Origin of the sequence: Novosphingobium terrae (assembly GCF_017163935.1) — a bacterium.
Lineage (GTDB): Bacteria > Pseudomonadota > Alphaproteobacteria > Sphingomonadales > Sphingomonadaceae > Novosphingobium > Novosphingobium terrae.
This window is the reverse complement of record NZ_JABVZR010000001.1, coordinates 20,651-41,193: the sequence shown is the minus strand read 5'-3', so window position 1 is coordinate 41,193 and position 20,543 is coordinate 20,651. Positions and strand designations below refer to the sequence as shown.

Here is a 20,543-nt window from a genome sequence, read left to right as displayed (position 1 = left end):
CGCCCCGGACCCTGCGAAGACAAGCCGCCTACGGCCTAAAGTCTGGTCCGCTCAGACCAAGGTATAGGCCCGGGCGAAGGGTGCCCGAACGCATCTTTCTTGTCCGCCGCTATGGCCTTTCGGCACCGGCCTGCCCTATGATCCTATACAACTGTTCATGGTGGCAGCCCAGCCTGTCTTCGGAGGTTCGATGCGCTTTCCCCTCATTCCGCTGGCCGCCGGTTGCCTGATGCTGGCCGCACCTGTCTGCGCGCAGGATGGCACCCCGTCCCCTGCCATGCCGCCGGCCGCGCCGGCCTGCACCGCGCCCGTTGCGCCCACCGGCGCGCTGGCACCCTGGACCAGCCCGACTCCGCTGACCGCCGGGGCCGATGGCACGCATGCCGCGCTGCTGAAGGCCGGGCAGGCGGCACAGATTGCGCTGCTGCCCACACCTGCGGTGACCTATCCGCTGCAGCCGGAAAAGCCGGGCGGCTCGGTCAGCCATGGCGGGGTGATGGCGCTGGAGGTGACTCAGGCGGGCAATTACCGCATCGCGCTGTCCTCGGGGGCGTGGCTGGATGTGGTGGGGGCCGATGGGGCTCAGCGCTCGGTAGCGCATGGGCATGGGCCGGACTGCAGCGGCATCCGCAAGATGGTCGATTTCGCGCTGAAGCCGGGGCATTACACGGTGCAGGTCTCGGCCAATGGGCAGGATACGATCCGCGTGCTGACTGTCGCCCTGCCGTGAGAAGCAAGAGGTTGCTGGCGCTGGCCCTGCTGACATTGGGCACGGCAGCGCTGGCCGGGCAGCTGCGGCAGAGCGAAAACACCGCGCGAGTCGAGTTGGGCCGCCGCCTGTTCTATGATGCCGACCTCTCACGCGATGGCACCATGGCCTGTGCCACCTGCCATGAGCAGTTCCATGCCTTTGCCGATGGCAACCGCACGCATCCCGGCGTCACCGATGAGCCGGGGCGGCGCAATGTACCGGGGCTGGGCAATGTGGGCCTGTTCTCGCCGCTGACATGGGCCGATCCGCGCCAGACAACGCTGGCAGGGCAAGTTTCAGTGCCGGTGCTGGGCACGCATCCGGTGGAAATGGGCATGAAGGGTCAGGAGGGCGAGATCATCAAACGCCTCTCGGCCAATCCCTGCTATCGCATGCTGTTTGCGCAGGCTTTTCCCGCCACGGATGGCTCTTTGACCTATGACCGCATGGCCGAAGCGCTGGGCAGTTTCGAGGCCATGCTGATCTCACGCAGCAGCCCCTATGACCGGGGTGCCTTGTCTGTTCAGGCCCGCACGGGGCAAAAGATCATCCGCCGCGATTGTGCCGGATGCCATGCCGGGCCGGACTTCACCGATCTGCGCTTTCACGCGCTGGAAGCACCCCAGCCGCGCGATCTGGGTGTGTTCGAGGTGACCGGCAAGGCGGAGGACAAGGGCGCCTTCCGCACCCCATCGCTGCGCAATGTGATGGTGACGGCGCCCTATTTCCACGATGGCGCCAGCCCGACTCTGGCCGCTGCCATCGCACGCCATGGGCTGCATTATGGCGCCCCTGATCAGGCGGCGATCGAGGCCTTTCTCACCGCGCTGACCGATCAGGGTTTTCTGACCAATCCCGCATTGTCTCTGCCCAAACCGGGCTGCGAAAAGCCGCTTTGAGGGATCAATCCTCGCGCCGCCGCGCGCCGACGAAAATGCCCGTCAGCACCATGCCGACCAGACCGATGACTGTGGTGGCAGTGCTGCCCACCAGATATTTCAGCACCTCATCAGGCAGCTTGAAACCGGTGACCTGACAGCCGTCCAGCAGCAGGATCAGCGCCACCACACCGCAATAGACGCACATGAAGGTGAAGGATTTGCGCGCATAGGGCTCGATCAGCTCATCGAGAATCTGGATGGTGCGGACATGCTTGCGCGTCGCATCCAGCTCTTGCCGCAGCGCTTCCTTCTCATTGCTGACCCGCGCCAGAGCATCGCGCAGATCGCTTTCGGACACCGGCACGGGATCGCGCGAAGGCACCTCCCCGATGGGGGCGGTGTCAATGTCATGCAGGGTGACCTGAGGAAGGTTACTGTCGTCCGGCAAGGGCCAGATCTACGAAGTGACGTTGAATCTCGCCTTCATCGAGGACGGCGTTGCGCCCGCGCCCGAAATAGGTGTTGCTCCAGGGCGTGCCGCTCTGGTGGGTCATCTGCGACAGTTCATTGCCGCTGTAATCGCCATAGCGCTTCCAGACATGCTCGATCACATCGCGCTCTTCCTGCGAGAGCGGCGCCTCAAAGGGACCATCGCTGGGGCGGCAGAGCAGCTTGCTATCGGCATCATAGCCGTAATCGCGCAAGTGGTTCCAGATCTTGCGATAGACCGGGCCGCCATCCCATGCCTCGATGCGGGCATCGGTGAGGGGTTTGTGGTTGATGGCCAGATTCCACCCGTTCGCCATATAGACGAGCTTCTGCAACCACATCTGGTTGAAGGGCCGATTGCCTGAGAGCTTGATGAACTCATTGGCAATGGCACGCGGATCGTAACCGGGCATCGCTTCCTCTCAGGCGGATGGCAACCGCTCTCGCCAGATAGGTAATATAGGGCAAAAAGTCAATATTTTTGCCAATTGCGATCAACAAGGGGTGGAGGCCCGAGCCGGAATCGAACCGGCGTAAACGGATTTGCAGTCCGGTGCGTAACCACTCCGCCATCGGGCCAGATCGCGTAGAAAGCGTGGTTCGGCGCTCCTAGCGAGGGGCTTTCTACAATGCAAGCCGAATCCTTGCGCATTTTTTCGCAAAGTCATGTCGTGCCCCGCCGGGGTGACAGGTCTGCTCCCTGCCCCTATCATTCCCGACGCTCAGGGCCTGCCCTGCCGAACCATACCCTGCCGGAGATATGTCCCATGAAGACCCGCGCCGCCGTCGCCTTTGAAGCCAAGAAGCCGCTGGAGATCGTGGAAGTCGATCTGGAAGGCCCCAAGGCGGGCGAAGTGCTGGTCGAGATCATGGCGACGGGCATCTGCCACACCGATGCCTACACGCTGGACGGCTTCGATTCCGAGGGCATCTTCCCCTCGATCCTCGGCCATGAGGGCGCAGGGATTGTGCGCGAGGTTGGCCCGGGCGTCACCTATGTGAAGCCCGGCGACCATGTGATCCCGCTCTACACGCCCGAATGCCGCCAGTGCAAAAGCTGCCTCTCGGGCAAGACCAACCTCTGCACCGCGATCCGCGCCACGCAGGGCAAGGGCTTGATGCCCGACGGCACCACGCGCTTTTCTTACAAGGGCCAGCCGATCTTCCACTATATGGGCTGCTCGACCTTCAGCAACTTCACCGTGCTGCCAGAGATCGCCGTGGCCAAGATCCGTGAGGATGCGCCGTTCCAGTCCAGCTGCTACATCGGCTGCGGCGTCACCACGGGCGTGGGCGCGGTGGTGAACACCGCCAAGGTGCAGGTGGGCGACAATGTGGTGATCTTTGGTCTGGGCGGCATTGGTCTGAACGTTATTCAGGGCGCGCGTCTGGCAGGGGCCAACAAGATCATCGGCGTCGATATCAACCCCGACCGCGAGGAATGGGGCCGCCGCTTCGGCATGACCGATTTCCTCAACACCAAGGGCATGAGCCGCGAGGACATCGTCGCGAAAATCGTGCTGATGACCGATGGCGGCGCCGATTACACCTTCGACGCCACCGGCAACACCGAAGTCATGCGCACCGCTCTGGAAGCCTGCCATCGCGGCTGGGGCACCAGCATCATCATCGGCGTGGCCGAGGCTGGCAAGACCATCGAAACGCGCCCCTTCCAGCTGGTGACAGGCCGCAACTGGCGCGGTACCGCGTTCGGCGGGGCGAAGGGCCGCACCGATGTGCCCAAGATCGTCGACATGTACATGCAGGGCAAGATCGAGATCGATCCCATGATCACCCATGTCATGGGGCTGGAAGAGATCAACGATGCCTTCACCCTGATGCATGAGGGTAAAAGCATCCGCTCCGTCGTCGTCTTCTAATGGCATGAACAGCCTGCCCAGCGCCCCGCCCAAGGCCTTCTTGTCCGAGGCCATGACCATCGCCCTGATCGAGCGTTACTACGCCGCCTTCAACGCCAGAGACCGGTCCGCCATGCTGGCCTGCCTGACAGAGGATGTGGCGCATGACATCAACCAGTGCGAGCGGCAGCTGGGCAAGCACCCCTTCGAGGCCTTTCTGGCCCATATGGACCGCTGCTATGCCGAGCAGCTGGCCGATCTGACCATCATGACCAATCACGATGGCAGCCGGGCCGCGGCGGAGTTCACCGTCCACGGCAAATATCTGGTGACCGATGAAGGCCTGCCGCCTGCCACGGGGCAGCGTTACATCCTGCCTGCGGGGGCCTTCTTCACCATGCGCAACGGGCTGATCAGCCGCATCAGCGTCTATTACAATCTGGCGGAATGGAACCGGCAGGTTCTGGGCATCTGACACGAAAAGGGCGGGCGACCCGATGGTCACCCGCCCCCTTTTATCGTTTCAGACCTTGATCAGGCGCTTTTGGTGCTGGGCGTGTTCACGCCCATGCTCTGCAGATAGCGCTTGATGTTGCGCGCGGCCTGACGGAGCCGCTGCTCGTTCTCCACCATGGCGATACGCACGAAGCCCTCGCCATCCTCGCCGTAACCCACGCCCGGCGCCACGGCGACATCGGCATGAGTCAGCAACTGCTTGGAGAACTCCAGCGATCCCATATGCGCCAAGGCAGGCGGCAGCGGCGCCCATGCGAACATGGAAGCCTTGGGCGAAGGAATATCCCAGCCCGCACGGCCAAAGGCATCGACCATCACGTCGCGGCGCTTTTGATACAGCACGCGATTGGCCTCCACGATATCCTGCGGACCGTTCAGCGCGGCACAGGCCGCCGCCTGAATCGGGGTGAAGGCGCCGTAATCGAGGTAGGACTTCACGCGGGTCAACGCCGCGATCAGCCGCTGGTTGCCCACCGCAAAGCCCACGCGCCAGCCGGCCATGCTGAAGGTCTTGGACATGGAGGTGAACTCCACCGCCACATCCTTGGCGCCCGGCACCTGCAGGATGCTGACCGTCGGCTTGCCGTCGTAATACAGTTCGGAATAGGCCAGATCGGACAGAATCCAGACCTTGTTCTCCTTGGCCCAGGCCACCAGCCGCTCATAGAAGGCCAGATCGACGGTTTCCGCCGTGGGGTTGGAGGGATAGTTCACGATCAGGATCGAGGGGCGCGGCACGGTGAAGGCCATGGCGCGGTCCAGCGATTCCCAATAGCGCTCATCCGGCGTGGTCGGCACGCTGCGGATCGTCGCCCCGGCGATGATGAAGCCGAAGGTGTGAATCGGGTAGGACGGATTGGGCGCCAGCACCACATCGCCCGGCGATGTGATCGCCGTGGCCATGCTGGCCAGACCTTCCTTCGAACCCATGGTCATCACGACCTCGGTCTCGGGGTCCAGCTCCACGCCGAAGCGGCGGCCATAATAATTGGCCTGAGCCTTGCGCACGCCGGGAATGCCCTTGGAGGCCGAATAGCCATGCGCGCTGGGCTTCTGCGCCACTTCGCACAGCTTGTCGATCACATGGGCGGGCGGCGGCAGGTCAGGGTTGCCCATGCCGAGGTCGATGATGTCCTTACCGGCTGCGCGTGCTGCGGCCCGCATGCCGTTGACTTCGGCGATGACATAGGGCGGCAGTCGCTTCATGCGGTAGAATTCTTCGGACATCGGACCTTTCCTGGAGGCGCTGGGATGAAGATTGTGGGGCGGCGCCTCACCGGCGCCCCAATGCGCTCCGCAAGATTGCGGAACGATGACTGACCCCATGCGCCAGATTCGCTGCGAAGGCGAGAGAGCGAGGCAAAAAAATTGCCGAAACGCAGGAAGCACTTCCATCCCCCGTTCAGGCCGCTAGCATCAGCCCGGAAGTCCTGCGGCAATCCTGTGAGGAAGCATCCCCAATGGTGACCAAAGCCCCGACTGATACGACGTCCGGCGATATCTTTTCCCAAATGATCGACACGATGGTCAAGCTGCCCACCCAGGCCGGGCAGCAATGGCTCGATTCGGTGATGCCCGGCCTGTCGCTGCCCTTCTCCAGCCCGCAGGACGCTGCCCACTGGGCCGAGATCATGGGCAAGCTGCAGACCATGTGGCTCGATTTCCAGAACGAGCAGGCCCGCAAGCTGACCGCCGAAAAGCCCGCCATCCCCACCATGTCCGATCCGGCCAGCTGGATGGGGCTGATGGAGGGCTGGTTCAACCTCTCGCCGCTGGCGCGCCCCGCCGTGCAGCAGAAGCTGTGGACCGACAGTCTGAACCTGTGGGGCAAGATGGTCAGCCAATATGGCCTTGGCACCAAGGACCAGCCGGTGGAGCTGCCCCGGGAAGACAAGCGCTTTGCCGATCCGCGCTGGCGCGACAATCCCTTCTTCGCGCTGATCCATCAGGCCTATCTGATGGTGGCCGAAGAGATCACTGCCATGGCCGATGCGGTGGAAGGCGTCGATCCGATCAAGAAGGAGCAGCTGCGCTTCGCCACCCGCGCCCTGCTCGATGCACTGAGCCCCGACCATTTCCCGCTGACCAACCCCATCGTCATGCAGCGCGCGCTGGAGACCAAGGGCGAGAGCCTGATCAAGGGCTTCTCCCATCTGCTCGACGATCTGCGGCGCGGGCAGCTCACGCATACCGACAATCACGCTTTCACCGTGGGTGAGAGCATCGCCGCCACGCCGGGCAAGGTGGTGTTTGAACACCCGATGTTCCAGCTGATCCAGTACAGCCCCAGCACCGAGCAGGTGGGGCAGATCCCGCTGGTGATCTTCCCGCCATGGATCAACCGCTTCTACATTCTGGACCTCAGCCCGCAGAAGAGCTTCGTCAAATGGGCGGTGGATCAGGGGATCACCACCTTTATGGTGAGCTGGAAATCGGCTGACGCCTCGATGGCCGAGGTGACGTGGGACCATTATATCGCCTGCCAGCTCGAAGCGATCGAGGTGATCCGCGAGAGGCTGAAGGTGCCCAGCGTCCACACCATCGGCTATTGCGTGGCAGGCACCACGCTGGCGGCCACGCTGGCGATTCTGGCGCGGCGCGGCGCGGCGGACCGCGTGGCCAGCGCCACCTTCTTCACGGCGCAGGTCGATTTCGAGAAGGCGGGAGACCTCAAGAACTTCATCGATGATCAGCAGATCGCCACCATCGCGTCGCTGGGCAAGGAAGGCTTTATCGACGGGCGCTATCTGGCGGCCACCTTCAACCTGCTGCGCCCCAATGATCTGATCTGGAGCTATGTGGTCAACAACTATCTGATGGGGAACGATTACCGCCCCTTCGACCTGCTCTACTGGAACGGCGACACCACCAATCTGCCCGCCAAATGGCACCATGCCTATCTCTGCGACCTCTATCGCGACAACCGGCTGGCGCAGCCCGATTCGCTGGAGGCTCTGGGCACGCCGATCGATCTGGGGGACATCACCACCCCCTGCTACATTCAGGCCGGGCGCGAGGACCATATCGCCCCGCCCGAAAGCGTGTGGCGGATGAACGCCCTGCTGCCGCATGCCGACAAGCAGTTCGTGCTGGCCGGTTCGGGGCATATTGCGGGGGTGGTCAATCCGCCTGCAGCCAGGAAATACCAGTACTGGACCCATGAAGGCCCCGCCCACACGCTGGATGACTTTATCGCCGGGGCCAAGGAGACTGCGGGCAGCTGGTGGCCGCATTGGCGTGCCTGGCTGGCGCAGCATGATTCGGCCACGGTGCCCGCCAAGGGCAAGCGCGCGCCCGGCGGGCGTGGTGACAGCGTGATCGAGGATGCTCCGGGGCGCTATGTAAGAGAGCGCTGAGCTGTCTTAAGACTGCAGCATTTCTGTCTTCGCATCCGCAAAATACATAGGTGTTTTCCGGTGGTTGGTGCCTTTGGGCAACAACCACCGAATGGACAGCGATGTCAGTTGAAAATCCTTCATACACGGGAACTTTCCTGTGTTTTTCGGGTTCTGCTCATGTTATGTCGCGACATGACTGATGCGCCGCGCCCGGGCTTTGCTGCACTGCACAAATTCACTTGACTCCGGCTCCGCCATCAACGATTAGACAGGACGCCGATTACAAGGTCGTCAAAGCTGCAAATCCAATAGCTGCATTCGTGGATTGTTTCCGGGAAGGTTCGCCATGGCTATCAAGGCAAGCTCTACACCTCGGGCCAAGGGCGCGCGCAAGCCCGTTGCCCCGCAGGCCATTCCTGCCAAACAGGCAGACCCCAAGACTGTGACGTCAAAGATTGAAGCGCCGAAGGCTGAGGCTGCCAAGCCTGCCGTGACGCCTTCTGCTGCGGCAGCGCCTGCCGCAGCGCCCAGCGCAGCCAAGTCTGACGCTCTGCTGGTGCCGCCTCCGGCTGCGCCGCCCGCGATCACGGCGAAGGCGGAAGCCCCCAAGGCTGCGCCCGCCGCTGAAGCCGCGCCCAAGGCCGCCCCTGTCGCGGACAAGCCCGTGGCCAGCAGCCCCGCGCCGAGCAAGCCTGCCGCGGCGCCGGCCAAGGCTGCGGAAACCAAACCCGCCGTTGCCAGCGAAGCGACCAAGCCCGCTGTGAAGGCTCCGGCTGCGGCCACCGCGAAAGTCGCGACGCCTGCCAAGCCCGCCCCGGCCCCGGCCAAAGCTGCCGCGGAAAAGCCCGCGCAGCCCAAATCGGAACCGGCCAAGGCTGCAGCGCCTCAGGCCGCTCCGGCCCAGCCTGCTGCTGCCAAGCCCGCACCGGCGCCCGCAGCGGCCAAAACCCCTTCCCCCGCCCAACCCAAACCCGCCTCTCAACCTGTCTCTCAGCCCAAGGAGTCCTTCATGTCCTCTCTGCCCAATTTCGACTTCAACGAAGTCTTCAAGACCTCTTTCGCCGACTTCCAGGAGAAGGCCAAGGCCGCTTACGAAAAGAGCACCTCCGCTTTCGGTGACTACAATGAGTTCGCCAAGGGCAACCTCGAAGCCATCGTCGAATCGGGCAAGATCCTGACCGCCGGCCTGCAGGAACTGGGCACCGCCCTGGTTGCCGACAGCCGCGAAGCCTTCGAAACGCTGACCACCGAAGCCAAGTCCCTGGCCGCCGCCAAGACCCCGACCGACTTCCTGCAGATCCACTCGGACCTGCTCAAGAAGCACTTCGACAAGGCCGTGTCGTTCTCCTCGAAGCAGAGCGAAACCGTGCTGAAGCTGGCCGGCGATGTCGTCGCCCCGCTCTCCAGCCGCGTCAGCGTGGCTGTCGAAAAGGTGAAGGCCGCCGCCTGATCCGGCTCACCGGCTCCTGATGTCGGTGCGTGAAGGAAGGGTTGGCCGACTTTCACGCACCGCATCCGGGCGGTGACACAGGCGGGTACGATACTGAGGCTTGGGATGGCCGGGGAAACCCGGCATGCGCTGAAACCCGCTGACGGGCTTTTCACCGCGCAAAGCCATCAGCGTGGCAGCCGAAAGATAGAGAAAAGCGGGGCGCACTCCATGCGCTCCGCTTTTTTTATGGCCTTCACGCCCTATATCGGCCGCGCCTTTCGGACTGCCGCGCAAGCGGGGCAGTTCCGCTCGGCCAAGGGGCGCACCCAGCCAGCACCTTGCCCTCCCCCCCCGGTTTGCGGTATTCTCAACCTTATGCCCTCCTTCTCCACCCAGCCCAGCCCCCTGTCGGCGCGCCTGTTGTCCTGCGACGCGGCGCCTCTTTCCGCCCTCCGCCAGCCGTCGATTCAGGCTGAAACGCGGGGCGCCGGGCGCGATACCGACACCGGCGGCCCGGGCCAGGTGGGCCTGGCCACCCGCGCCAAGGCCAAGCCCAAGAAGCCCAGCCAGTTCAAGGTGCTGCTGCTGAACGACGATTACACGCCGATGGAATTCGTGGTGATGGTGCTGAAGCGCTTCTTCGCCATGGATCTGGAACAGGCGACGCGGGTGATGCTGCATGTCCATCAGCGCGGCGTCGGCGTTTGCGGCATCTTCCCTTACGAGATTGCCGAGACCAAGGTGAATCAGGTGATGGATTTCGCGCGGGAGAACCAGCACCCCCTGCAATGCACGCTTGAAAAGGCCTGAGACGCCTTCGCTTGCACCTTCGGCCACCCCCGCCCGCACCACGGACCGGCGCGCTGCCCCTTGCGTCGGGCGGCGCGCGCTCTTACTGCACAGGCCGGTTTCACCGCCTTTCCAGCCGCCCGGCTCCGGGCCTCAGCTCTATGACTGGCCCTCACCTATGACTGGTCTTCTGTGAAATTCTTCACCGCCCTCGATCGCTATATCTTCCGGCTGGTGCTGATGCCGATGCTGGCGGTGTTCGTCGTCGCCGCATCGCTGCTGATGCTCGACAAGATGCTCAAGCTGTTCGATTTCGTCGGATCGCAGGGCGGGCCGGTGCAGGTCGTCTTCAGCCTGCTGATGAACATGGTGCCCGAATATGCCAGCCTGGCGATCCCGCTGGGCTTGATGCTGGGCGTGCTGATGGCTTTCCGGCGCCTCGCCACCAGCAGCGAGCTGGATGTGATGCGCGCCGTGGGCCTCAGCTACACCCGCCTGCTGCGCGTGCCCTATCTGATGGCGCTGGTGCTGGCGATCTGCAACCTGTTCATCGTCAGCTATGTGCAGCCCTATTCGCGCTATCTCTATGAGCAGCTGACCTTCGAACTGTCGACCGGCGCGCTGGGCGCCTCGATCCGCGTGGGCGAATTCAACACGCTGCGCGACCGCATGTCGCTGCGCATTGAGCAGAGCCATGACGAGGGCCGCGAACTCAACGGCATCTTCATGCGCGTCACCGAGCAGAAGGGCCAGGTCCTGTCGATCACCGCGAAACAGGGCCGCTTCCTCGCGCTGCATTCCAATCCCGACACGGTGATCCTGCGCCTGACCGATGGCCAGATCGTGCAGAATCCGGTGGGCCAGCCGCCCCGCGTGCTCAACTTCACCCGCCACGATCTGCCCATCGACCTGCCCAGCGTGGAGAAATTCCGCATGCGCGGCGGGGTGGAGCGTGAGTATTTCCTGCCCGAACTGCTCAAGCTGGGCTGGTCCAAGGACACTTCGGAGGAAACCCGCAATGTGGTCCGCGCCAGCCTGAACTATCGCCTCGCCGAGGTGGTGATGATTCTGCTGCTGCCTTTGCTGGCGGTCTCGCTGGCGGTGCCGCCCAAGCGGTCGTCGTCGGCGCTGGGCGTGTTCATCTCCATCGTGATGGTGGTGGCCTATCACAAGGTCAATGAATATGGCGAGCAGGTCTCCAGCCTGGGCAAGATCGACCCGTGGCTGGGGCTGTGGGTGCCTTTCGGCGTCTTTGCCGCCATCATCATCTGGATGTACTGGACGCTGGCCTATGTGCCCGGCGGCCAGCCGATCGGCGCGCTGGAGCGCTTCTTCCAGAATGCGGTGAAGCGCCTGACCCGCCTGATCGGCAAGAAGAAGATGAAGGGCTTCATTCCCGAAACCCCCAACGCCACCGACGATGAGGACGAGAAGAAGGAACAGGCTGCGTGATCGAACTCGACCTGTTTCCCTCGCGCACGCTGGCGCTGTACCTCTCGCGCCTGTTCATCACGCGCATTCTCGGCACGCTGGTGATGCTGGTGGTGGTGCTGCAGCTGCTCGACCTGCTGGGCGAAAGCGGCCACATCCTGGCCCACAAGGGCAATGGCGAGGCCCAGCTGTGGACCTATGTCACGCTGCGCGCGCCTCAGTTGGTGGCGCGCTTCCTGCCCTATTCGGTGCTGCTGGCCACGCTCTTCACCTTCTTCCCGCTGAACCAGAACAGCGAGATCATCGCCATGCGCGCGGCGGGGCTTTCCGCGCATCAGATCCTTGCGCCCATGCTGGCCACCGCCATGGTGGTCTCAGGCGTCAGCTTCACCTTCAACGAGACGGTCGTCACCCATGTGACAGGCCGGCTGAAGGCATGGGAAGCGGTGGATTACGGCGTGATCCAGCCCGGCAGTGCCACACGCTCCAATGTCTATGTCGCCGATGGGCACAACATCCTCTATGTCGAGAGCCTGGCCAATGATGCCGATGGCGTGCCCCAGATGACCAACGTCACCTGGTATCTGCGCGACGCCGATGGCCGCATCACCGGCAAGATCGACAGTCCTTCGGCCACCTATGCCCGCCCCGGCTGGAAGCTGGCGCCGGGCACCAGCTTCGATGTCGCCACCGCCACGCAAAGCCCCACGCAGGCGCAGGTCGTCGCCCCCAGGGTGACCCCCGCCCAGCTGGAGATCGCCAAGGTCGACGCCGATGGCATGAACATCTTCCAGCTGACTCACGCCATCAACTCGCTGCGCGCCAGCGGGCGCCCCACCGCCGAACTCACCGGCAAATGGTGGCACAAGTTCTCCGGACCTCTGGCCGCGCTGCTGATGCCGCTGCTGGGCGCCGTGGCGGCCTTCGGTCTGGCGCGTTCGGGCGCGCTGCTGATCCGCGCGATCGTCGGCATGGGTATGGGCTTTGCCTATTTCGTGCTGGACAATGCCGCCCTCGCCATCGGCAATTTCGGCGGCTATCCCCCGCTGATCGCGGCCTGGGCACCCTTCTTCCTGTTCCTCTTCGTGGGCGAGACCGTCCTCATCAAAACCGAAGAGTAATATTGTTGCCCCAAATCCGCCGCAATGATCGGCTTTAGGGGCAGCTGACAGTCAGGCGTCACGGCTGCGATTCGCAGCCGTGCGCCAGTTTGACCCGGAACAACGACAGGCCAGAAAACGGCATGCAAGGGACTGCTTCCCGAGGCGGCCCGGTTGCGACCACCGCCGCCACGCCCACATATGGCCCGAGAAGCACAGGAAGATCACAGTGTCCCAGACCCAAACCACAGATGAGGCCAAGCTGCCCTTCTGGAAGCGCTCGCACTATCTGGACCGCATGACGCTGCCCGAGCTGGTGAGCGCCTATTTCCAGCATTATACGATCGTGGCCTATCTGGCGGTCGCACTGGCCTCGCTGGTGGTCTTCGTGCTGTATCCCGCGCCCCTGCTGCGCGCTGGTGGCGCCGTGCTGGCCGCCGTGGTGATCTACCCGCTGGTCTGGCATCTGCTGCACCAATATGTGCTGCACGGCCAGTGGCCCTACAAGTTCAAGATGCTGGCCTCGACGTGGAAGCGCATCCACTATGATCACCATCAGGACCCCAACCATCTGGAGGTGCTGTTCGGCGCGCTTCACACCACCCTGCCTACCATCTTCATCGCCACGGCCCCGGTCGGCGCGCTGATCGGCGGCAAGGACTTCTGGCTGGGCGGCGCGGCGATCGCCTTTGCCACCGGCATCATCACCACCTGCTACTATGAGTTCATGCACTGCATCCAGCATCTGGCCTTCAAGCCAAAATGGAAGTGGGTGCAGCACATGAAGCAGCGCCACAATGAGCACCACTATTTCGACGAGGACGGCAACTTCGGCATCACCAACTACACCTGGGACCGGGTTCTGGGCACCTATTATGTGAAGAAGGACCGCCCCAAGCGTAGCCCCACCGTGTTCAATCTGGGCTACACGGAAGAGGTGGCTGTGAAGTATCCTTGGGTGAAGGAACTCTCGGGCGGGATCGCCAGCGGGCATCCGCGTCGGCGGGGTATGGCAGAGAAGAAGTAAGAGAAGATGCGAGGGCCATCGCCCTCGCGCTCCCCTTAATGTCTGCGTTGCGCCAAGGGTTCAGCCTTGCGCCCAGTTTGCCGCGCCGCAGGCCATAATCCTTGTCCAGCGCTGCGAATTTTAGAGCCTGCGGCGCCATAGGTTACACTGGTGGAGAATTAGGGCGCTCGGATCGGACGCCACTGCCATTTCGCCGGAAGACGTCATGGGAGCGCGAGGGTGTAACACCCTCGCTTTTTCCTGCTTTCTTACCCCTTCCTTAACCCCCTCAACCCGTCTAAACCCCGCGCCGAACGCTTAGGGAGCATCAGCACAATGGCCGCCATCACCATCAGCCCGGTCACCACCAAGGCCGAGCGCGGCCAGTGGGTCGATTACGTCTACAAGGCGAATGCGGGCGATCCGAACTTCGTCCCCCAGCTGCGCGGCGAGGAGCTGGAGAAGATCACCGCCGGCGGCAACCCGTTCCATGAGCATGCCAAATGCCAGTTCCTGCTGGCCAAGCGCGATGGCGTCATCGTGGGCCGCATCGCCGCGCTGATCGACGAGCAGGCGCTGGGCCAGCCGGTCGAACAGGGCATGGGCCCGGGCACCGGCAACTGGGGCGCCCTGGAGGCCGAGACTCAGGACATCGCGCATCAGCTGATCGCGGCGGCCGAGGACTGGCTGCGCGCTCAGGGCATGACCCGCGTGCTGGCGCCGATGAACCTTTCCGTGTGGGAAGAGCCGGGCCTGCTGGTGAAGGGTCATGACCATCCGCCGACGGTGATGATGGGCCACCAGAACGCCAAGTTCCAGCCGTGGATCGAGGCGGCGGGCTACATCAAGGCCAAGAACCTCCAGACCTATGAGCTGGACATCACCAAGGAATTTCCGCCGCTGATCCAGCGCATCGTCGCCAGCGGTGAGAAGAACCCCAAGATCAATGTGCGCAATGTGGTGCTGAAGGATTTCGCGAAGGAAGCGGCGATCATCCTCGACATCCTGAACGATGCGTGGAGCGACAATTGGGGCTTCGTGCCGATCACCGATTCCGAGGTGGCCTACACCGGCAAGAAGCTGAAGCCGCTGATCAAGGCCGATCTGGTGCAGATCGCCGAGTATGAGGGCGAGCCCGTCGCCTTCATGATGACCCTGCCCGACATGAACGAGGTGCTGGCCAAGATCGGGCCCAAGCCCTCGCCGCTGGGCTGGATCAAGCTGCTGCTGTGGATCTGGCGCCCGCGCGTGAAGACCATGCGCGTGCCGCTGATGGGGGTCCGCAAGAAGCTGCAGTCCAGCCGTCTGGCCAGCCAGCTGGCTTTCATGATGATCGAGTATATCCGCGCCAATTCGGTGGCGAATTACGGTGCGAGTCGCGGTGAGATCGGCTGGATTCTCGATGACAATCAGGGAATGAATTCGATCGCGCGCGAAATTCATTCCGTGGTTAACAAAGAGTACCGGATTTACGAAAAGGCGCTGTAAGGTTTTTCAGCGCGGCGCAGGCCTGTTTTTCCACCTTGCACGGCATGACCGGCAGGGTGGGGAAGGCCATATCAGCGCCCTGATCAGCCCCAAAAATCACCGTAAAAACCCGTAATCTAAACAAAAAGGCCCCTGCCAGCTGGGACAGGGGCCTTTCCGGGATCGCATCACCAGCCGCTGTGGACGGGAGGGGGGTCTCGGCGGTGACAGGGATGAAACGCCGCTCCTTCGCGACGGTTCCCGCCTTTTGAAGAATTATTCATGCTGCCTTTGCGGGCATCGCTGCTAAAGTCGTGGCTGAGACTTCATGCCCCCGCGCGAAGCACGTTGCGGGCGACATGCGCGGAGGAATTCTATGCCGCTCGGCACCCAACTCGCCCCCCAACTCCCCTATCTGCGGCGCTACGCGCGCGCACTCTGCGGGAATCAGGCGGCGGGCGATACGCTGGTCGTCACGCTGCTCGAAACGGCGCTGGCCCAGCCGGAACTGCGCGCCAGCCTGCAGGGCGGCCGTATTGCCCTCTATCGTGCGCTCGGTCAGGTCTGGAACAATGTCCATCAGGGCGAACTCTCCAGCCTGCCCGAAGGCACGGCGGAGAAAGCGGCCCAGCTGCGCCTCTCGCGCATCACCCCCCTCAGCCGGCAAGCGCTGCTGCTGACCACGGTGGAGGATTTCACCGTCGCCCAGGCCGCCGATATCCTTGAGGTCTCGGTGCAGGAAGCCCAGGCGCTGGTCGCCACCGCCCTGACCGATATCGCGCGCGATGCCACCACCGATGTCCTCATCATCGAGGATGAGCCGCTGATCGCCATGCAGCTGGAAGATATCGTCAAGGCACAAGGCCACCGCGTCTGCGCCACCGCCGCCACGCGCACGCAGGCGGTGGAGGCCATCGCCCATAACCGCCCCGGTCTGGTGCTGGCCGATATCCAGCTGGCCGACGGCAGCTCGGGCGTGGATGCCGTGGATGATATCCATGCCGTGATCGACGTGCCGGTGATCTTCATCACCGCCTATCCCGAGCGCCTGCTGACGGGCGATCGCCTTGAACCGACATGGCTGGTGACCAAGCCCTTCCGCGAGGCCAGCGTCACGACCGCCATGGCGCAGGCGCTGTTCTTCCGGGAACCGGAGCCTTTGAAGGTTGCAGAAGGGTAAGAAGTGAAGATGCGAGGGTGTTACACCCTCGCGCTCCCGGGAATGTCTACGTTGCGCATCTGGTTCGGCCTTGCGCCCGGATTGCCGCGCCGCAGGCTTTCAAATCGCCCGCACAGCCCATCGTTCAGGCACTTCCCTGCCTGCGGCGCCTGATGCCGCGCAGGTGGAGAGGCTGGGCGCACCGATCGGGAACCGCTGCCCCATCGCCGGAAGACGGAATGGGAGCGCGAGGGGGTAACCCCCTCGCATCTTCCTTCCTACTTCCCCTTCCCCTGCCCATTCTGCTGCCGAGCCCGAATGCTGAACGCCACCGGCGCCCGCACCGGCACCATCAGCGTGCACCGCACCCCGGTCACCGCAAAATCCAGCTGAACGCCGTGCCCCAGCTCATGCGCCACGATCTTCTCGATCAGATCGGTGCCAAAACCACGGCTGCGCAAGGCAGGCACGGGCGGGCCGTCGCTCTCCTGCCAGTGAACCTGCACCACGCCCTCGCCCACCATCGCCCATGAGACATCGACGCGCCCCGTCGCCACGCTGAGCGAGCCATATTTCGAGGCATTGGTCGCCAGCTCATGCAGCGCCAGCCCCAGAGACAGCGCATCATTGGGCGCCAGATCGACGTCCGGCCCGCTCAGCGCCACCGCCGCATCGTCGCCGCGTGTGTAGGGGGCAACCTCGGCCAGCACCACATCGCGCAGGGCGGTGGGGCCCCATTCGCTGTTGGTCAGCAGGTCATGCGTGGCGGAGAGCGCCCGGATACGGCCCTGCAAACCCTCCACAAATTCGTCCAGCCCGGTGGCCCGCCGCTTGGTCAGCGCGATCAGCGACAGCACATTGGCCAAAGTGTTCTTCACGCGGTGGTTCAGCTCACGCGTCAGCGAGGCGCGGATCGAAGCCTGCTCACGCAGCCACAGCAGCGCCTCACGGTCCTGCTCGGCGCGGCGGCTGACGATGCGGGCCACCACGGCCAGCAGCAGGGCGATGGTGGTGCCCAGCATCAGCGCCACCCATGCGGTACGGGTCAGGCCACCCTCGGGCGCATCCACCGCCACCAGCAGGCGGCGGCCGCCCAGAGTCAGCGCCTGAGTCGCCACCGGATGCATCGAGGCGCCTTGCGCGCCAGTCCGCGCGATCAGCCGGGACGACTCCATGGCGCCATCATAGAGGCGCACCTCCAGATCCTCGATCTTCTCCAGCACCACGATCGAGCTGAGAAAGGCCCCGGCGTTGAAGGGCGCGCTGATAAAGCCGCGCGGCAGATCGGTTTGGCCCGGGCCATAGACCGGCATAAACAGCAGAAAACCCTGCCATTCCCCGGCGCGCGTCTGCATGATCAGCGAGACCGGCCCGCTGGCGGTCAACTGACGCCGGGCGATGGCCTGATCGATCACGGCGCGGCGCTTGGGCTCGGAATAGGTGTCGAAGCCCAGCGTCGGCCGGTTGCGCTCATTCATATCGGCGATGAAACCGACCGGCACCACCATCCTGCTTGCAGGGTCTGGCGCGGGATGGACCGTATAGCCCTCCTGGCCGGCCGTATTCATCCGCTTCTCGAAAGCCGGGATCTGCGCGGGTTTCAGCACCGGCAGCCAGCCGATGCCCAGCGCACCGTGATAATCGGCGTCATCCAGCAGGCCCCCGGCGATGGATTCGAAATCCTCACGCGTCGGGTCCTTGCGCGTGCCCAGCATCAGCGAGCCCGCCCTCAGGTAAGACACATAGGAATGAGCCCGCCGGTCCAGCGCGGTGGCCACCACGCTGGCGGCGGCGCGGGCCTGGCCTTCACGTCGCTGATCCTCGACACGTTCGATGGCCCAGACGCTCAGCGCCGTCATCACCATGGCGAGGGCAAAGGTGCCTATGGGCACGAGCCTTGGAAACCGCTCATACCAGCGTTGTTCCAGATCTCGTTCGGAAACACTCAGATTCACGCCCAACCCCGCCGGTGCCTCCCAACATGCGGGCAGGCCGCAAGCTTACGGGACAGCCGCTTTCCCCCTGCCAACCGGTGGTTGGCCGATTGGTTCCCGGCTTTGCAATGTGTTAGCTGTCGGCAGGGGCATGAACAAGGGTGTGATGAACAAGTGCTTGCCGTAAGGCTTACAATCTGCAACCGATCGTGAAACCGGCGCCCTTCCCCCCCTTGCGCCAGATGTTGCTGAAAGCAGGAGCCTATGCCCGACAAGGATCTTCCGCCCAGCGGGTCCGCTCCCTCCCCTGAGCAGCAGCCTGAGCAGCCCACACCTCCCGAGATGGCCGAGGGCCTGTCTCACGCCCTGCGCGCCATGTATGAGCAGGTGGTGGACGAACCTTTGCCCGACAGTTTCGCCGACCTGCTGTCCAAGCTGGACGACAGTGATGGCTGATCGGCAATCGGCTTCCCCCCCACCGATACCCCCGACGCCGATGGAGTCCGGTGCCTTCAAGCGCGAGCTGACGGAGGCGATTCCCCATCTGCGCGCCTTCGCCCGTGGTCTGTGCGGCCGCAGCGATCTGGCCGACGATCTGGTGCAGGAGGCGCTGATGCGCGCCTGGGCCGCGCGGGACCGCTTTACGCCGGGCACATCGATGCGCGCCTGGACCTTCACCATCCTGCGCAACATCTATCTCACCGAAATGCGCCGCAACCGCTTCCGCGGCGATTATGACGACACCACCGCCGAACGCATTCTGGTGGCCCCCGCCGGGCAGGAGGCGCCGCTGCATCTGGCCGATCTGCATCGCGCGCTGCTCTCGCTGGCGCCCGAGCGGCGCGAGGCGCTGCTGCTGGTGGGCGCGGGCGGCTTTTCCTATGAGGAAGCCGCCGAGATCTGCGGCTGCGCGGTGGGCACCATCAAGAGCCGCGTGGGCCGCGCCCGCGCCGCTTTAGCCGCGATGATCGACAGCGGCCAGCCGGTGGGCGACGGCGACAAATCCTCCATCGACGCCAGCGGCGCGATCCTGAGCGAGTTGGGCCTGATCGCCAGCCGCAGGCCGGGGATGGACTCCAAGGGGGACGATCAGGACTCTGGCGAGGACTGATCTCTCCTGCCGCGATCGCCTCCACGATCCACCAGCGCGGCCACGACGACATCCATCGCCACATTGCCCACGGTGCGGGTGATATCGGGCAGCATGTCCACCGCCACCAGCAGCGCCAGCGGGGCAATCGGCACCCCCATCGCCAGCGCCACCGGCCCCACCGCCGAGACGAAGCTGATCGCCCCGGGCAAGGATGGCGAGCTGATCTCGGTGATCGCCGCCACGATGGCCCCGGCGATCAGGATCGCGGGGGACAGCGTCACCCCGGTCAGCTTGGCGACATAGATCGCCACCGCCAGATTCATCGCCGGGCCGGTCGCGCGGAACAGCGCCACGCAGAGCGGCAGGGCGAATTCAGCGCTTCCCGCGCTGACGCCCAGCTTGCGGCAGGCGGTCAACATCGCGGGCAGGCTGGCCAGTGAACTCTGGGTGGAGATCGCCACCGCCCCCACTGGCATCAGCGCCCGGCAATAGGCGCCCAGCGCCAGCCGCGCACCCAGCAGCGCCAGCACCGGCGCCGCCGCCAGCACCGCCCAGCCCATCATGCTGACGGTGATGACATAATGCGCCAGCACGCCCAGCGCCTCGGCCCCGGTGCGCGCTCCCAGATCGAGCGAGAGAGCAAAAACGCCGATCGGCGCCAGCTTCAGCACCCAGCCGATCATCACCATCATCGCGCCCGCCAGCGCCTCGAACAGCGCGGTAAGATGCGCGCGCTGCGCCGGAGCAAGGCGTGAGATCGCCACGCCCAGCAGGCTGAAAAAGGCGACGCAGGGCAGCATGGCGTCATTCGCAGCCGCCGCGAAAATGTTCGAGGGCAGCAGCGAGAGCAAAAAATCCCCCAGCCCCGGCACCGGCGCATCCTTGCCCGCCGCTCCAGCCAACACGCCCTGCGCGGCGGCAGGCACCGGCCACGCCTCCAGCAGCAGCGGCATGGCGACGGCGGCGAAAAAGGCGCTGGCAAAATAGATGCCGAAGATCCAGCTCAGCACCCTTATCGCCTGCCGCCCGGCGCTGGCCGCCGCCATCATCTGCACAATGCCCACCACCAGCAGAGCGGAGACCAGCGGCAGGATCGTCATCTCCAGCCCCTTGAGCCACAGCCCGCCCAGCGGCGCGAGACCCTTGGCCAAAGGCGCCAGCACCGGCCAGCGCGTGACCGCCAGCCCGGCCAGCAGACCGGCGCCCAAGGCCGCCAGCGTCAGCCCCGTATTGACCTGTATATCGGGCAGAGCCGCATCGCTTGCAGATGCGCCTTCCGGTTCATTCGACACGATAAG

19 protein-coding genes and 1 tRNA gene are annotated in these 20,543 nt (G+C 64.2%); 14 read left to right on the top strand and 6 right to left on the bottom strand.

Annotated elements, in window-relative coordinates:
- Positions 1 to 190 precede the first annotated feature (190 nt).
- Both HGK27_RS00225 and HGK27_RS00220 read left to right on the top strand, forming a co-directional pair.
- A complete protein-coding gene (locus HGK27_RS00225) occupies positions 191 to 730 on the top strand; it encodes a hypothetical protein (protein WP_241126722.1) in 540 nt (179 codons plus the stop codon).
- 11 nt (positions 731 to 741) lie between these two features.
- Positions 742 to 1,650, top strand: a complete 909-nt coding sequence (locus HGK27_RS00220; protein ID WP_241126721.1) for a cytochrome-c peroxidase — start codon at positions 742 to 744, stop codon at positions 1,648 to 1,650.
- Positions 1,651 to 1,654: 4 nt separating this feature from the next.
- On the opposite strand, the gene HGK27_RS00215 is transcribed toward HGK27_RS00220, so the two are convergent.
- The 3 genes from HGK27_RS00215 to HGK27_RS00205 all read right to left on the bottom strand — a co-directional run bounded on the left by HGK27_RS00215 (position 1,655) and on the right by HGK27_RS00205 (position 2,700).
- Entirely contained in the window at positions 1,655 to 2,080 is a 426-nt protein-coding gene (locus HGK27_RS00215; RefSeq protein ID WP_206237791.1) for a hypothetical protein, read from the bottom strand.
- Entirely contained in the window at positions 2,064 to 2,534 is a 471-nt protein-coding gene (locus tag HGK27_RS00210) for a Panacea domain-containing protein (protein ID WP_206237789.1), read from the bottom strand. Before HGK27_RS00210 ends, HGK27_RS00215 begins: the two co-directional genes overlap by 17 nt.
- 92 nt (positions 2,535 to 2,626) lie before the next feature.
- Positions 2,627 to 2,700, bottom strand: a tRNA-Cys gene (locus HGK27_RS00205).
- Between the two features lie 188 nt (positions 2,701 to 2,888).
- Between HGK27_RS00205 and HGK27_RS00200 the strand changes: the two genes are divergently transcribed.
- On the top strand, positions 2,889 to 4,001 hold the full coding sequence (locus tag HGK27_RS00200; protein WP_206237788.1) for an S-(hydroxymethyl)glutathione dehydrogenase/class III alcohol dehydrogenase: 1,113 nt from the start codon (positions 2,889 to 2,891) through the stop codon (positions 3,999 to 4,001).
- Positions 4,002 to 4,005: 4 nt separating this feature from the next.
- The gene (locus HGK27_RS00195; protein WP_241126720.1) at positions 4,006 to 4,455 is read left to right on the top strand and encodes a ketosteroid isomerase-related protein; all 450 of its coding nucleotides are present in this window, start codon (positions 4,006 to 4,008) and stop codon (positions 4,453 to 4,455) included.
- A 59-nt stretch (positions 4,456 to 4,514) separates the two neighbouring features.
- Here the strand turns inward: HGK27_RS00195 and HGK27_RS00190 are convergent, their stop codons facing one another.
- Positions 4,515 to 5,723 (bottom strand): LL-diaminopimelate aminotransferase, encoded by a 1,209-nt coding sequence (locus tag HGK27_RS00190; RefSeq protein ID WP_206237786.1) that lies wholly within the window; start codon positions 5,721 to 5,723, stop codon positions 4,515 to 4,517.
- Positions 5,724 to 6,019: 296 nt separating this feature from the next.
- Here HGK27_RS00190 and HGK27_RS00185 point away from each other — a divergent pair, with 296 nt between their 5' ends.
- From HGK27_RS00185 to HGK27_RS00150, 8 genes are all read left to right on the top strand, one after another.
- Positions 6,020 to 7,852 (top strand): PHA/PHB synthase family protein, encoded by a 1,833-nt coding sequence (locus HGK27_RS00185; protein ID WP_241126719.1) that lies wholly within the window; start codon positions 6,020 to 6,022, stop codon positions 7,850 to 7,852.
- A 328-nt stretch (positions 7,853 to 8,180) separates the two neighbouring features.
- On the top strand, positions 8,181 to 9,284 hold the full coding sequence (locus HGK27_RS00180; protein WP_206237784.1) for a phasin family protein: 1,104 nt from the start codon (positions 8,181 to 8,183) through the stop codon (positions 9,282 to 9,284).
- A 447-nt stretch (positions 9,285 to 9,731) separates the two neighbouring features.
- On the top strand, positions 9,732 to 10,076 hold the full coding sequence (clpS, locus tag HGK27_RS00175) for an ATP-dependent Clp protease adapter ClpS (protein WP_206242605.1): 345 nt from the start codon (positions 9,732 to 9,734) through the stop codon (positions 10,074 to 10,076).
- A gap of 171 nt (positions 10,077 to 10,247) precedes the next feature.
- Complete coding sequence (gene lptF / locus HGK27_RS00170; protein ID WP_206237783.1) at positions 10,248 to 11,507, top strand: LPS export ABC transporter permease LptF; 1,260 nt, start codon at positions 10,248 to 10,250, stop codon at positions 11,505 to 11,507.
- Positions 11,507 to 12,607, top strand: coding sequence for an LPS export ABC transporter permease LptG (gene lptG, locus HGK27_RS00165; RefSeq protein ID WP_206242603.1), 1,101 nt, complete (start codon positions 11,507 to 11,509; stop codon positions 12,605 to 12,607). The genes lptF and lptG overlap by 1 nt, the downstream gene beginning before the upstream one ends.
- 277 nt (positions 12,608 to 12,884) lie before the next feature.
- Positions 12,885 to 13,613: a sterol desaturase family protein gene (locus tag HGK27_RS00160; protein ID WP_206242601.1), complete on the top strand. Its 729-nt coding sequence runs from the start codon at positions 12,885 to 12,887 to the stop codon at positions 13,611 to 13,613.
- 315 nt (positions 13,614 to 13,928) lie between these two features.
- On the top strand, positions 13,929 to 15,080 hold the full coding sequence (locus HGK27_RS00155) for a GNAT family protein (protein WP_206237781.1): 1,152 nt from the start codon (positions 13,929 to 13,931) through the stop codon (positions 15,078 to 15,080).
- A 355-nt stretch (positions 15,081 to 15,435) separates the two neighbouring features.
- The gene (locus HGK27_RS00150) at positions 15,436 to 16,239 is read left to right on the top strand and encodes a response regulator (RefSeq protein ID WP_206237779.1); all 804 of its coding nucleotides are present in this window, start codon (positions 15,436 to 15,438) and stop codon (positions 16,237 to 16,239) included.
- 257 nt (positions 16,240 to 16,496) lie between these two features.
- On the opposite strand, the gene HGK27_RS00145 is transcribed toward HGK27_RS00150, so the two are convergent.
- Entirely contained in the window at positions 16,497 to 18,110 is a 1,614-nt protein-coding gene (locus tag HGK27_RS00145) for a CHASE domain-containing protein (RefSeq protein WP_241126715.1), read from the bottom strand.
- 306 nt (positions 18,111 to 18,416) lie between these two features.
- Between HGK27_RS00145 and HGK27_RS30985 the strand changes: the two genes are divergently transcribed.
- The gene (locus tag HGK27_RS30985) at positions 18,417 to 18,608 is read left to right on the top strand and encodes a NepR family anti-sigma factor (RefSeq protein WP_241126713.1); all 192 of its coding nucleotides are present in this window, start codon (positions 18,417 to 18,419) and stop codon (positions 18,606 to 18,608) included.
- Between the two features lie 40 nt (positions 18,609 to 18,648).
- A complete protein-coding gene (locus HGK27_RS00135) occupies positions 18,649 to 19,263 on the top strand; it encodes a sigma-70 family RNA polymerase sigma factor (protein WP_241126711.1) in 615 nt (204 codons plus the stop codon).
- Here HGK27_RS00135 and HGK27_RS00130 read toward each other — a convergent pair.
- On the bottom strand, positions 19,242 to 20,537 hold the full coding sequence (locus HGK27_RS00130; protein WP_241126709.1) for a dicarboxylate/amino acid:cation symporter: 1,296 nt from the start codon (positions 20,535 to 20,537) through the stop codon (positions 19,242 to 19,244). The genes HGK27_RS00135 and HGK27_RS00130 overlap by 22 nt on opposite strands.
- Positions 20,538 to 20,543 lie beyond the last annotated feature (6 nt).